10 protein-coding genes are annotated in these 13968 nt (G+C 66.3%); 5 read left to right on the top strand and 5 right to left on the bottom strand.

Annotated elements, in window-relative coordinates; all coding sequences use genetic code 11:
• Positions 1 to 7 precede the first annotated feature (7 nt).
• A complete protein-coding gene (locus CEY05_RS06140; RefSeq protein WP_088596532.1) occupies positions 8 to 1039 on the top strand; it encodes a metal-dependent hydrolase in 1032 nt (343 codons plus the stop codon).
• 25 nt (positions 1040 to 1064) lie between these two features.
• Here CEY05_RS06140 and coaBC read toward each other — a convergent pair whose 3' ends face one another.
• The 4 genes from coaBC to CEY05_RS06120 form a co-directional block, all read right to left on the bottom strand.
• The gene (coaBC, locus tag CEY05_RS06135; RefSeq protein WP_088596531.1) at positions 1065 to 2261 is read right to left on the bottom strand and encodes a bifunctional phosphopantothenoylcysteine decarboxylase/phosphopantothenate--cysteine ligase CoaBC; all 1197 of its coding nucleotides are present in this window, start codon (positions 2259 to 2261) and stop codon (positions 1065 to 1067) included.
• A 149-nt stretch (positions 2262 to 2410) separates the two neighbouring features.
• Positions 2411 to 2977: a signal peptidase II gene (gene lspA, locus CEY05_RS06130; protein ID WP_255407748.1), complete on the bottom strand. Its 567-nt coding sequence runs from the start codon at positions 2975 to 2977 to the stop codon at positions 2411 to 2413.
• On the bottom strand, positions 2970 to 5831 hold the full coding sequence (ileS, locus tag CEY05_RS06125; protein WP_088596530.1) for an isoleucine--tRNA ligase: 2862 nt from the start codon (positions 5829 to 5831) through the stop codon (positions 2970 to 2972). Before ileS ends, lspA begins: the two co-directional genes overlap by 8 nt.
• The gene (locus CEY05_RS06120; RefSeq protein ID WP_088596529.1) at positions 5821 to 6786 is read right to left on the bottom strand and encodes a bifunctional riboflavin kinase/FAD synthetase; all 966 of its coding nucleotides are present in this window, start codon (positions 6784 to 6786) and stop codon (positions 5821 to 5823) included. Before CEY05_RS06120 ends, ileS begins: the two co-directional genes overlap by 11 nt.
• Positions 6787 to 6854: 68 nt before the next feature.
• Between CEY05_RS06120 and purN the strand changes: the two genes are divergently transcribed.
• Positions 6855 to 7535: a phosphoribosylglycinamide formyltransferase gene (gene purN, locus CEY05_RS06115; RefSeq protein WP_088596528.1), complete on the top strand. Its 681-nt coding sequence runs from the start codon at positions 6855 to 6857 to the stop codon at positions 7533 to 7535.
• Between the two features lie 602 nt (positions 7536 to 8137).
• The gene (locus tag CEY05_RS06110; protein ID WP_088596622.1) at positions 8138 to 9562 is read left to right on the top strand and encodes an RsmB/NOP family class I SAM-dependent RNA methyltransferase; all 1425 of its coding nucleotides are present in this window, start codon (positions 8138 to 8140) and stop codon (positions 9560 to 9562) included.
• A 53-nt stretch (positions 9563 to 9615) separates the two neighbouring features.
• Here the strand turns inward: CEY05_RS06110 and CEY05_RS06105 are convergent, their stop codons facing one another.
• On the bottom strand, positions 9616 to 10098 hold the full coding sequence (locus tag CEY05_RS06105) for a hypothetical protein (protein ID WP_088596527.1): 483 nt from the start codon (positions 10096 to 10098) through the stop codon (positions 9616 to 9618).
• A 274-nt stretch (positions 10099 to 10372) separates the two neighbouring features.
• Here CEY05_RS06105 and CEY05_RS06100 point away from each other — a divergent pair, with 274 nt between their 5' ends.
• Both CEY05_RS06100 and CEY05_RS06095 read left to right on the top strand, forming a co-directional pair.
• Positions 10373 to 11572 carry a fatty acid desaturase gene (locus tag CEY05_RS06100; RefSeq protein WP_088596526.1) on the top strand — a complete coding sequence of 400 codons (1200 nt, stop codon included), beginning with the start codon at positions 10373 to 10375 and terminating at the stop codon, positions 11570 to 11572.
• Between the two features lie 8 nt (positions 11573 to 11580).
• Complete coding sequence (locus CEY05_RS06095; RefSeq protein WP_088596525.1) at positions 11581 to 13902, top strand: UvrD-helicase domain-containing protein; 2322 nt, start codon at positions 11581 to 11583, stop codon at positions 13900 to 13902.
• Positions 13903 to 13968 lie beyond the last annotated feature (66 nt).

Below are 13968 nucleotides of genomic sequence, written 5' to 3'. Positions count from 1 at the left end.
GACGCCGATGGATTCGTTGACGCACGTGGTAATGGGGGCCGCCTTGCAGGGCGCGTTGATGGGACGCTGGCAAGGACGCAAGGCGATGCTGTATGGCGCCGTGCTGGCCACCGTCCCCGACCTGGATGTCTTCGCGTCCTATCCCGACCCCGTATCGTCCTTGACGCATCACCGCGGCTTCAGCCATTCGGTGTTCGTGCTGACCGCGCTGGCCCTGCTGCTGGCGTGGCTGATCCGCAAGCGCTGGCCGGCTGCGCCTTATAGCGGTGGACGCCTGCTGCTGACGATCTGGCTGCTGCTGATCACCCATCCCCTGCTGGATGCGCTGACGACCTATGGGACCCAGCTGTTCTGGCCCTTGCCTTACCCGCCCGTCAGTATTTCCAGCATCTACATCGTCGATCCCGTGTTCACCTTGCCCTTGCTGGCGGCCTTCGTCAGCTGCCTGTGGCTGGGGGCACGGCAGAGCCGCCTGCGCGCGGGCGCCCTGGTGTTTTGCGCCTTCTACCTGGCGTGTACCCTGGTCGGCAAACACGTGGCCGAACGCCGCGTGCGCTATGCGTTGAAGCAGCAGGGCACGCACGTGCAAGCCATCTTTTCCGCGCCCATGCCGTTGAACAGCCTGCTGTGGCGGGTCATTGCGAAGGTGCCGGGCGGGGAGTACTACGAAGCCGTGACGGGCGCGTTCGATCGGGGCCCGCCCGAAATGTTGCGCCAGCCGCTGCATACGGAACTGGGGGCGGCGTTGGATGGCGACCCGCTGGTGGCCCGGTTCAACTGGTTCACCCGCGGTTGGCTGCGTTACGACGCGGCAGGCAAGGATCTGGTGGTTACCGACCTGCGCATGGGGATGCCGGGGCATTTCCTGTTTCGCTACGAAATGGGACGGCAGGACGCCGGCGGCCGTTGGGTATCGGTCACGCCCACGCGCTGGCAGAGCGAACGGGGCGGCTGGCCGGAATTGCAATTGATCCTGCGCCGGATCGTCGTCCAGGAACCGCCCTTGCCGCTGCAGACCTGGGCCGCGCGCGGCAACTAGGCCCCGTCCGCTACCCCTATCACGCTCAGCGCGGCAGCCGGGTGGCGATTTCCGCGATCAGGCGCCGCGCCGCGTCCAGCTTGGGGGCGGCGGGCAGGGGATGTTCGCCCTGTTCGTCGAACAGCACCATGCGGGTGTCGTCCGCGTCCATGACTTCCTGGGCCAGGTTGCCCACCAGCAGCGGGATGTTCTTGCGCTTGCGCTTGGCCTGGGCGTATTCGGACAGATTTTCCGTTTCCGCGGCGAAACCCACGCACCACGGCCCGCCCTCCAGGCGCGCGACGTCGGCCAGGATATCGGGGTTCGGTTCGAATTCCAGCACGGGCGCGCCGGCGCCGCTCTCGGTCTTCTTCATTTTCTGTGCGGCGGGATTCTTCACGTGCCAGTCGGCCACCGCGGCGACCGCGATGAAAATGTCGGCCTGGCGCGCTTGCGCCATCACGGCCTGGTGCATCTGGCGCGCCGTCTGCACCGGGTAGACGTCGACACCGCGGGGAGCGGGCAGGGCAGTCGGGCCGCTGATCAGGGTGACGCGGGCGCCGGCTTCGCGCGCCGCGCGCGCCAGGGCATAACCTGTCTTGCCGGAGGAACGGTTGCTGATCACGCGCACCGGGTCGATCGGTTCGACCGTGGGGCCCGCGGTAAGCAGCACGTGCCTGCCCGCCAGGGGCTTGGGCTGGAAGAACGCAATGAGGTCGGCCAGGATCTCTTGCGGTTCGAGCATCCTGCCGCTGCCGATTTCGCCGCAGGCCTGGTCGCCCGAAGCGGGGCCGAGGATGGTGATGCCGTCTTCGACCAGTTGGGCCGCATTGCGCTGGGTAGCGGGATTGGCCCACATTTCGCGGTTCATGGCGGGCACCACGATCAGTGGGCAGGCCCGCGCCACGCACAGGGTGGACAGCAGGTCGTCCGCCATGCCGTGCGCCAGCTTGGCCATGAAATCGGTGCTGGCCGGTGCGATGAGGATGGCGTCCGCGCCGCGGCTCAGGTCGATGTGCGGCATGTTGTTGGGAATACGGGCATCCCAGGCGCTGACATACACATGGCGGCCGGACAGGGCCTGCATGGTCACCGGCGTGATGAACTGCGTGGCGGCCTCGGTCATGACGACGTCGACCGTAGCCCCTTGTTCCGTCATGCGGCGGACGAGTTCAGCGATCTTGTAGCAGGCGACGCCGCCTGTAAGGCCGAGGACAATGCGTTTATTGGCTAGATCTTGCATGGAGAAGCGCCGCTGGCGGATTCGTGTTGGCCCGATGTATTGGCCCGATTATCCGCTAAAACGGCGCTTTCCGTACGCGGCCGCGGCGGCCCTGCCGCTGGCGGCCCCGCCGATTTGCCGGGCCCCGCCTGCGTTGCTGGCGGCAGCCGCTACGCCGCCTTGGGCTTGCGCATGCGCAGCAGCTCGTCCAGCACCAGCAGAATGGCCCCGCAGGTGATGCCGACGTCCGCCAGGTTGAAGGCGGGGTAGTACCAGTCCTTCCAGTAGAACAGCAGGAAGTCGATGACGTGCCCATAGGCCACGCGGTCGATGACGTTGCCCAGGGCGCCGCCCAGGATCATGGCCAGGGCCAGCGACAGGCGCGGCTGGCGCCCCGCCGTGCGGCGCAGGATGACGCTGATGATGACCGCCGCCACCAGGCCCAGGGCTGTGAAGAACCAGCGCTGCCAACCGGGCTGGTTGGCCAGGAAGCTGAAGGCCGCCCCCTGGTTGTAGACCAGGGTCAGGTCGAACACGGGGAGGACGTTGATGCGTTGCGCATAGGTCAGGGCATGGTCGAAGTACAACTTCGTGGCCTGGTCCACCACGATGATGGCCAGGGCCACCATCAACCAGAAACCCAGGCCGCGGCCGCGGGCCTGCGCCCGCGTCTGCGCGGGGCTGGCGCTGGCGGATGGCCGTGCTGGCGACGGCGATTGCGGCGTGGCTTCAGGCATGGTCGCGTTTCTCACCCGTACCGAACAGATTGGTCACGCAGCGGCCGCAGATCAGCGGATGGGCCTTGTCGGCCCCCACATCGGCGCGATAGTGCCAGCAGCGCTCGCACTTGGCATGGGTCGACGGCGTGATGCGGATGTCGATCTCGCCCGCGCCTTCATGCACGTCCGCGCGGGACACGATCAGCACGAAACGCAGGTCGTCGCCCAGGCTGCGCAGCAAGGCCAGGTCGTCACCGGAAGCGCTGATGTCCACTTCGGCCTGCAGCGACGAGCCGATATTGCCGGCCGTACGCACTTCTTCCAGCTTGCGCAGGACATCGGCGCGGATGGCGCGCAGGCGCGTCCACCTGGCCGGCAGCGGGTCGCCTTCGCCCAGCGGCGGCAGCAGATGGAAGACTTCCGTGAAGATCGTCGTGCGCGCGGCATCGGCCTGATGCTTCAGCGCCGAGTCGACCAGCACCTTCCACGACTCTTCCGCCGTGAAGGACAGGATGGGCGCCATCAGCTTGATCAGCGCCTGGGTGATTTCCACCAGGGCGGTCTGGGCCGAACGGCGCGCCTTGCTGGACGTGCCGGTGGTGTAAAGGCGGTCCTTGAGAATGTCCAGGTAGAAAGCGCCCAGGTCCTCGGAGCAGAACGTCTGCAGGCGCGAAACCGCCGGGTGGAAATCGTAGTTTTCGTAGTTCGCCAGCACCTCGGCCTGCATCTGCGCCGTCATCGCCAGCGCATAGCGGTCGATTTCGGCCAGTTCGGCGTAGGGCACGGCATCGGCCGTGGCGTCGAAGTCCGCCACGTTGGCCAGCAGGAAGCGCAGGGTATTGCGGATGCGGCGATAGCTTTCCACCACGCGCTTGAGGATTTCGTCGGAGATCGACAGTTCGCCCGAATAGTCGGTGGACGCGACCCACAGGCGCAGCACTTCCGCGCCCAGGGAATCGGACACCTTCTGCGGGGCGATGACGTTGCCGACCGACTTGCTCATCTTGCGGCCCTGGCCGTCGACCACGAAACCGTGCGTCAGCAGCGCCTTGTAGGGCGGCTGGCCGTACAGCATGCAGCCGGTCAGCAGGGACGAGTGGAACCAGCCGCGATGCTGGTCCGATCCTTCCAGGTACAGGTCCGCCGGCCATGCCAGCTCTTCGCTGTGCATGCCCTTGTAGGCGCCGTCCTTGCCGCCCAGCACGGTGGCATGGGTGCTGCCGGAATCGAACCAGACATCCAGCGTGTCATGGCTCTTTTCGTACAGGTCGGCGTCGTCACCGATCAGGTCGCGCGCATCCAGCGCTTGCCAGGCTTCGATGCCGCCTTCCTCGACACGCTGGGCGATCTGCTCCAGCAGTTCGAGCGTGCGCGGGTGCAGGGTGCCGTTTTCCTTGTGCACGAAGAAAGCCATCGGCACACCCCATTGGCGCTGGCGCGACAGCGTCCAGTCCGGGCGGTTGGCGATCATGGCGTGCAGGCGGGCACGGCCCCAGGCGGGGTAGAAAGCGGTGGCGTCGATGCCGGCCAGCGCCGATTCGCGCAAGGTCGGGCCGCCGTCCTTGGGCTGGACGTCCATGCCCGCGAACCACTGGTTGGTGGCGCGGTAGATGATGGGCGTCTTGTGGCGCCAGCAGTGCATATAGCTGTGCTTATGCTTTTCGGCGTGCATCAGCGAGCCGGCTTCGCGCAAGGCTTCGGTGATCTTGGGATTGGCATCCCAGATCGACAGGCCGCCGAACAGCGGCAGGCCGGGCGCGTAGCGGCCGTCACCCATCACCGGGCTGAGCATGTCTTCGTCACGCATGCCGTGCGCCTTGCACGACACGAAGTCTTCGATACCGTAGGCCGGCGCCGAGTGCACCACGCCCGTACCGGAGTCGGCCGTGACGTAGTCGCCCAGGTAGACCGGGGCGACGCGGTCATAGCCGGCGTCGACGTGGGCCAGGGGGTGCTTGAAGGTGATGCCCTCCAGCTTGGCGCCCGGCGCGGTGGCGATGACTTCGCCTTGCAGGCCCCATTGCTGCAGGCAGGCTTCGACCCGTTCGCGCGCCACCAGCAGCAGCGGGCCATTGGCCGGCGCCGGCGTCACGCGCACCAGGGCGTATTCGATTTCCGGATGCAGGTTCAGCGCCTGGTTCGACGGAATGGTCCAGGGCGTGGTGGTCCAGATGACGATGGCGCCGTCGTCCACCTGCGGCAGGCCGAAAGCCTGCGCCAGGGCGGGCTTGTCGGCAAAGCGGAAGGCCACGTCGACGGCGGGGTCGACACGGTCGGCGTACTCGACCTCGGCTTCGGCCAGCGCCGAGCCACAGTCGAAACACCAGTTGACCGGCTTCAAGCCACGGAACACATAGCCCTTGTCCATGATGTGGCCGAGCACGCGGATCTCGTTGGCCTCATTCGCATGGCGCATGGTCATGTAGGGACGGTCCCAGTCGGCCAGCACGCCCAGGCGCTTGAAGTCCTTCTTCTGGCGGTCGATCTGCTCCAGCGCGTAGGCACGCGCCTTGGCTTGCATTTCGGCGACCGGCAGGTTCTTGCCGTATTTCTTTTCGATCTGGATTTCGATCGGCATGCCGTGGCAGTCCCAGCCGGGCACGTAATGCGCGTCGTAGCCGGCCATGTTGCGGCTCTTGACGATGATGTCCTTCAGGATCTTGTTGACTGCGTGGCCGATGTGGATGTCACCGTTCGCATACGGCGGGCCGTCGTGCAGCACGAAGCGCGGACGCCCTTTGCTGGCGGCACGGATGGCCTGATAGACACGGTTTTCCTCCCATTCGGCAATCCAGGCCGGCTCGCGCTTGGCCAGGTCGCCCCGCATGGGGAAGGAGGTATCGGGCAGATTGAGAGTCTTTTTAGAGTCCATGAACGGCAAAATAGGCGCGAGCGTTACGCGCGTCGTCGGCGATGGCGGCGGTCAGCGTGGGCAGATCGGGGAATTTTTCTTCGTCCCGCAGCTTGTGCAGGAATTCAACTCTTACGAGTTTACCGTAAGCGTCAACGCGCTCATCCAGTATGTGTGCTTCAAGCAGCACGCGGCCGTGGTCCTCGACCGTCGGCCGCACGCCAAGGCTGGCGACGGCGGGCAGGGCGCGGTCGGCCAGGCCGTGCACGCGCACCACGTAGATCCCTGAGCGCGCGGCGCAGCGCTCGGCCACCCGCAGGTTGAGCGTGGGGTAGCCCAGGGTGCGGCCCAGCTTCTGGCCGTGGATGACGTGGCCGCTCAGGTGGTAGGCGTGGCCCAGCAGGTCGCCGGCGCGGGCAAGGTCGCCTACCGCCAGGGCGGTGCGCACCTCGGAACTGGAGACGCGGTGGCCGTGCGTGTCGGTGACGTCTTCCAGGATTTCCACCTGGAAGTCATAGCGGGCGCCCGCCGCGACCAGCTGGTCGACGTCGCCCCGGCGTTTGCGGCCGTAGCGGAAATCCGGCCCGACCAGCACCTGGCGCACGCCCAGGCCCCGCACGAGCAGGCGTTCGACGAAGGTTTCGGGCTCCATGTCGGCCAGGTGGGCGTTGAAACGCTCCACCACGACCTGCTCGACGCCGGCGCGGGCCAGGGCGTCCAGCTTGTCGCGCAAGCCGGAAATGCGGGTCGGGGCCAGTTCGGGCCGCTGGTTCAGCGTGGCGAAGTATTCGCGCGGATGCGGCTCGAAGGTCATCACCGTGGGCGTCAGGCCGTGTTCGAGGCTGACGTCGCGCAGGCGCGCCAGCATGGCCTGATGGCCCCGGTGGACACCGTCAAAATTGCCGATGGTCAGGGCGCAGGGCCGGCGCGCGGACGGCGGCGGCAGGGAGCGGAAAATATGCAGCGATGGTTTCACGACGCAGAGTTTACAATTTTGCACCGGGGCGCTCCTGACCCCAGCCTGTTTTGAATGGAAGTTCTACCTTGGTGCAACTTGCTCCAACCCCCGGCCGGCGCCGGATCGTCATCCTGATTTCCGGGCGTGGCAGCAATATGAGTGCGCTGGTCGACGCCTGCCAGCGCGAGAACTGGCCGGCCGATATCGTCGCCGTCATCGCCAACAAGCCGGACGCCGGGGGGCTGGCGTGGGCGCGGGAACGCGGCCTGCCCACCGCTGCCGTCAACCACCGCGATTATGATGGCCGCGACGCCTTCGATACCGCGCTGGCAGCGGAAATCGACCGTCATGCCCCGGATTACGTCATCCTGGCCGGGTTCATGCGGGTGTTGACGCCGAATTTCGTCAATCGTTACGCCGGGCGGCTGGTGAATATCCATCCGTCGCTGCTGCCGGCGTTTCCGGGCTTGCATACCCATGCGCAGGCGCTGGCCACGGGAGTGCGGGTGCATGGCTGCACCGTGCATTTCGTCACGCCGCTGCTGGATCACGGGCCCATCATTGCCCAGGGCTGGGTGCCCGTCCTGGCCGACGATACGCCGGATGTGCTGGCGGAGCGGGTCTTGCGGGTGGAGCATGAAGCCTTCCCGGCGGCGGTGCGCTGGCTGGCCGAAGGCCGGGTAAGCATGACCCCCGATCACCGGGTCGAGGTGCAAGGCGAGCCGGCCCGGCTGTTCGGTTTACCGGGTGGCGCGGGGGCCGAATAGGGCGTACGGACCCTGGCTGGGTTCAATCGGTGAAGTGAAGCCTGGGGCGTTCTGGCCGGGCTCAGCCGCTGAATGAGCTCTGGAGCGTTGTGACTGGGCGCAGCCGAAATACGAAGGGCGTCGGCATCGAATGTGCCGGCGCGGCATGGCGCGACATTGCCCGCCGGGCTGTCGTCGCAGTATCTTTTTTTGAATTAGCGAGTCGCGCGATGCGCTCGCCTACTGGGATCACCATGAATAATCCGCGAAATTCCACTCGCCGTCCGTCCGGTCCGCGCCCGGGAGCCGCTTCCAGGGGAGCCGCTCGCGGCGAGTCCCGCGGCCCCCGCGACGGGGGCGACGCCCGCGACACGCGCGGCTCTCGCGATGCATACGACAGCCGCGACAGCCGCGGCCCCCGCGATGGTGGCGATTCCCGCGACCCGCGCGGCGCCCGCGCTGCCCACGACAGCCGAGACAGCCGTGGCCCCCGCGATGGTGGCGATGCCCGCGGCAGCCGTGAATACCGTGGCCAGCGCGATAGCCGCGATTCCCGCGGCCCGCGCAGCCCGCGCGACGCCCGCGATGCGCGGGGCAGCGGCGTCGAAGGCGCACCGCTTTCCATGGCCGGCATCCGCATCGAGCAGGTGAAAAACGTCCTCGGCGAAATCCTGCAGTGGCAATGGCCCGCCGACGCCACCCTGTCGCGCTGGCTGCGCGCCCACCGCGAACTGGGCTCGACCGACCGCGCCGAAGTCGCCGAGGCCGTGTTCGACGTCATGCGCAACCTGCGCCGCTACCGTCACTACGGTGAAAGCGGCGTCGGCCCGGCCTCGCGCCGGCTGGCGGTGCTGGGCCTGGCGGCCACCCAAGGCCGCAGGGAACTCGAATCCGGCCTGGCGCCGACGGAATCCGAGTGGCTGGACCACGTCGCGAACATCGACCCTGCGTCCTTGCCGCGCGCCGTGCGGGAAAGCTTGCCGGACTGGCTGGACGAGCGCCTGGGCGCCCTGGAAGATTCCGATGCCCTGATCGATGCCCTGAACCAGCAGGCGCCGCTGGACATCCGTGTCAACCCGCTGAAAGCCGATCGCGATGAAGTGCTGGGTGCGATGCAGGTCGGTCCGGAGTCGCGCTACGGCCCGCAAGCGTCGCCGTATTCGCCCTGGGGCATCCGCCTGCAGGGGCGTCCGTCCGTCAACCGCTGGCCGCTGTTCGAGTCCGGCGGCATCGAAGTGCAGGACGAGGGCAGCCAGCTGCTGGCCCTGCTGGTGGCCCCACGCCGAGGAGAGATGGTCATCGACTTCTGCGCCGGCGCCGGTGGCAAGACCCTGCTGCTGGGCGCGCTGATGCGTTCGACCGGCCGGCTCTACGCCTTCGACGTCTCGGCGTCGCGCCTGATCAAGGCCAAGCCGCGCTTCGCCCGCAGCGGCTTGTCCAATGTGGTTCCGGTGGTGATCGATAGCGAGAACGATGCCCGGGTCAAGCGTCTGGCCGGCAAGGCGCAGCGCGTCCTGGTGGATGCGCCGTGCAGCGGCATCGGCACCTTGCGCCGCAATCCCGATCTGAAGTGGCGCCAGCATCCCGACGCCCTGGCCGAGCTGTGCGCCCTGCAGTCGCGCATCCTGTCGTCGGCCGCGCGTTGCGTGGCGCCGGGCGGCCGCCTGGTGTATGCCACCTGCAGCCTGCTGCCGGAGGAAAACGAGGCGCAGGCCGAAATCTTCCTGGCCTCGCATCCCGAGTTCGAGCGCCTGGACGCCGCGGCCTTGCTGGCGGCCCGTTGCGACGGCCTGATCCTGGCCGGTCCCTATGTCCAGCTGCGCCCGGATGTCCATGGCACCGATGGCTTCTTCGCGGCCGTGTTCGAACGCCGCAAGACGCCCGCGCGCGTGGCCGAAGAGGAAGCCGCCGCCGTCGTCAAGGCCGCCGCGGCGTCCGCCTCCGTCGACGCTGTCGCCGATGCGGCCGCGGCCGAACCGGAAGCCGGCGAGAGCACCGAGGAAGCCCAGGTCCCCGAAGCGGACCAGTTGCCGACTGACAACACTTGACCTGATTAGCGCGCCGCCTGAATCTCGTCAGGCGGCGCCCAGGCCCCTGCCGCCTAGCGCGCCCCTGGCGTGATCGCCACGGCGCCCTGGATCCGCTGGGTACCCAGGTTCTGCGACTGAAACCGTACTTCCCAGGAAAAATTGTCCTGCCCCAGCTTGGTCCCCGCCTGGTAATAGACCTGCGTCACGGGCACCTGGATGTTGGCGCACTTCGCCGGGTTGTCGGCCAGGCCCACGTCATGGCTGATCGTCAGCGTGCCCAGGGCCGGCCGGTCGGTGATGCGCACCGTCGGCGCCCTCAAAGCCTGGCAGTTGGCGTCGACGATCTCGTAATACGTGGCCAGCAGGGTGGCCTTGCTGGGCGGTACCGACCAGGCGCGCGGGTGGGGAATGTTGTTGTTGGCCGCATGCGCCGCCGCTGTCGAAAACAGGCCGGCGGCCGCCAGATAGGGCAGCAGGGCGGGCAGCAGGGCGCGGCCCGCCCTGCGCGCGGGGAACCATGAGCGCAGAGCAGGGAACCACAGTGGGCGGGACATTCTGGTGCCCTTGCGGGCTGGGCAAAGCAGGCGCATAGGTGGAAAATACGGAAAAAACAACAGGGACAGGGCGGCCGTAAAGTCTTGGCGTACTATGTTTACACCGCCGCGCTGGCCTTGGGTAGGGCTGAAACGGCGTCAAAATCGGCGAAATGATAACCTTCGTCATTGATCAGGGTCAAAAATGCCGCGAACTATTTTGAAACCCCCCTGTCATATCGCCACAAGGTAAGCTAAACTCGCCTTACTCAATTTTGAGGCACACACACGGTCTATGGATCACATCCTTTCCTTCATCTCTGGCGGCTTGTCCCAATCTTCCTGGTGGGAGATTCTTGTGTACACGCTGGTGATGACGCATATCACGATTGTCTCCGTCACGGTCTTCCTGCATCGCAGCCAGGCTCACCGGGGACTCGATCTGCATCCTGCCGTCATGCACTTCTTCCGTTTCTGGTTGTGGATGACGACGGGCATGGTCACCAAGGAATGGGTGGCCATTCACCGTAAGCACCACGCCAAATGCGAGCGCGACGGTGATCCCCATTCGCCCATGCTGTTCGGCATCTGGAAGGTGCTGTTCCGCGGTGCCGAACTCTACCGCGAAGAATCGCACAACGACGAAACCCTGGCCAAGTTCGGTCATGGCACGCCCGACGACTGGCTCGAGCGCAAGGTCTACTCGCGCCACAGCCTGTGGGGCATCCTGGCCATGCTGGCAATCGACATCGCCCTGTTCGGCGCCATGGGCCTGACGGTCTGGGCCGTGCAGATGGCCTGGATTCCCTTCTGGGCCGCCGGCGTGGTCAATGGTATCGGCCACTTCTGGGGCTACCGCAACTACAACAGCCCGGACACCAGCACCAACGTGTTCCCCTGGGGCATCGTGATCGGCGGCGAAGAGCTGCACAACAATCACCACGCCCACGGTACGTCGGCCAAGTTCTCGTCGAAGTGGTATGAGTTCGATATCGGCTGGTTCTACATCAGCGTGCTGAAGTTCTTCCGTCTGGCCAAGGTCAAGAAGGTTGCGCCCAAGCTCAAGCTGGAAGATGGCCAGAAGCCGATGATCGACCTGAGCACGCTGCAGGGTGTCATCACCCACCGCTACGAAGTGATGGCGCGTTACGCCGACATCATCAAGAGCACGGCCCGCCAGGAATTGGCCAAGCTGCAGTCGACGCCGCAGGGCGAGGACGTGACCATGCTGCGCCGTGTGCGTAGCTGGTTGCACCGCAACGAAGATGTCCTGCAGCCGGAGCAGGTTGCCCAGGTTGACCAGGCCATCGCCCGTAGCGAGAAGCTGTCCACCCTGGTGCAGATGCGCCGCGAGCTGGGCCGTCTGTGGGAAAGCTCCAGCGCCAGCAGCGAACAACTGCTCGGTGATTTGCAAGCCTGGTGCCAGCGCGCCCAGCAAAGCGGTATCGAAGGTCTTGAGCAGTTCGCGGTCCGGCTGCGTCGTTATGCAGCATAATTCGCGGCATGATCGAGAAGCTAAATCCGCAACAACGTGAAGCCGTAACACTTGAACCGCAGCACGCCCTGGTACTGGCCGGGGCGGGCAGCGGCAAGACCCGGGTGCTGATCACCCGCATGGCCTGGCTGATTCAAAACGGCCAGGCCAGTCCATTTGGGCTGTTGGCAGTCACGTTCACCAACAAGGCGGCGCGCGAGATGTTGACGCGCCTCACGGCCAGCCTGCCCATCGATACGCGTGGCCTGTGGGTGGGTACCTTCCACGGCCTGTGCAATCGTCTCCTGCGCGCCCATCATCGCGATGCCGGCCTTCCGCAAGCTTTCCAGATTCTCGATACCGCCGATCAACTGGCGTCCATCAAGCGTCTGATGAAGGCCAATGGCATCGACGACGAGAAATTCCCGCCCCGCGACGTGCAGCGTTTCATCAACGGTGCCAAGGAAGAGGGCGAGCGCCCCGGCGACGTCGAGATCTGGGACGCCCATCGCCGCCGCCTGGTCGAGATCTACCAGCTTTACGAAGCGCAGTGCCAGCGTGAAGGCGTGGTGGACTTCGCTGAATTGCTGTTGCGCGCGTATGAATTGCTGTCGCGCAACGCACCCGTGCGCGAGCATTACCAGCGCCGTTTCCGCCACATCCTGGTCGACGAGTTCCAGGACACCAACAAGCTGCAGTACAAGTGGCTGCGCCTGCTGGCGGGCGGCGGTGCCCACATCTTCGCGGTGGGCGACGACGATCAGTCCATCTATGCATTCCGCGGCGCCAATGTCGGCAATATGGCCGACTTTGAACGCGACTACGCGCACGGCACCGTCATCCGGCTGGAGCAGAACTACCGTTCCTATGGGCACATCCTGGATGCCGCCAACGCGCTGATCGATCACAACAGTGGCCGCCTGGGCAAGAACCTGTGGACTGAACAGGGCGAGGGCGAGCCGATCCGCGTGATCGAGCAGCCTTCCGATGGCATGGAAGCGCACTGGATCGTCGACGAGATCCGTGCCCTGGTCAGCGACGGCCGCAGCCGCAGCGAAATCGCCGTGCTTTATCGCAGCAACGCGCAGTCGCGCGTGCTGGAGCACGGGCTGTTTTCGTCCGGCATTCCTTACAAGGTCTACGGCGGCCTGCGCTTCTTCGAGCGCCAGGAAATCAAGCATGCGCTGGCCTATCTGCGCCTGCTCGCCAGCCCCGATGACGACACGTCCTGGATGCGGGTGGTCAATTTCCCGGCGCGCGGCATCGGCGCGCGCACGCTGGAACAGCTGGCCGACGTGGCTCGCTCGCAGGACACCAGTCTCTACGGCGGCGTGGCGCGGGTGCCAGGCAAGGGCGGCGCCAACCTGGCGCAGTTCGCCATGCTGATTCAGCGCATGGCCGACGAGACGCGCAACCTGCCCTTGCCGGAAATGGTCGAACACGTCCTGCATGGCAGCGGTCTGCTGGAACATTACAAGGGCGAGCGCGAAGGCGCCGAGCGCATCGAGAACCTGAACGAATTGATCACCGCCGCGGCGGTGTTCGCGTCCGAGGCCAACTTCGAAGGCTTGCCTGGCGGATTGGTGCCACAGAACGAGCCGCCCGCGACGGACGCCGCCACGGGTGAGGTGCTGCCGGGCGCGCCTGCCGATGGCGGGCTCACGCCGCTGGCCGCCTTCCTGTCGCATGCGGCGCTGGAAGCGGGCGACAACCAGGCGCAAGCCGGGCAGGACGCGGTGCAGTTGATGACCGTGCACGCCGCCAAGGGCCTGGAGTTCGACGCCGTGTTCATCACGGGCCTGGAAGAGGGCCTGTTTCCGCACGAGAACAGCCTGCTGGAGCAGGCCGGCCTGGAAGAAGAGCGCCGCCTCATGTACGTGGCCATCACGCGCGCGCGTGAGCGCTTGTACCTGAGCCTGGCGCAAAGCCGCATGCTGCATGGCCAGACGCGCTACGCCCTGCGCTCGCGCTTCCTTACCGAAATCCCCGAACAGCACCTGAAGTGGCTGACCCCGCGTACCGGCGGTGGCAGCCAGGGCTACGGTGCGAACCCGGGCAGCTTTGGTGAAGACCGCTGGAGCGGGGCTCAACGTGGCGGCGGCGATGCCTTCGGCCGCAAGCCGACCGGCACGGCAGCGCCGCGCACGCCACGTTCGGTCACCACTGGCGTCACGGTGGGCGATCGCCAATTCCGTATCGGCATGGGTGTGCGCCATGCGCGCTTCGGCGATGGCACCATCATCGGCTTGAGTGGCGGTGGCCAGGACGCCCAGGCACAGATCCAGTTCCGTGACGTCGGCACCAAGACGCTGGCGCTGGGTATCGCCAAGCTGGACGTCATCGCCAGCTGACGCAATCGTCCGCGAGGCAGTCGCGTTGCTGGCCCTCCGTGAGCCAGATCACGAAGATATCGTGAG

This window comes from Achromobacter sp. HZ34, from assembly GCF_002209485.1.
In the GTDB taxonomy this organism is placed as follows: domain Bacteria; phylum Pseudomonadota; class Gammaproteobacteria; order Burkholderiales; family Burkholderiaceae_B; genus Bordetella_C.
Note: the sequence above shows the minus strand (reverse complement) of the source record. Positions and strands in the feature narration are given on the sequence as shown.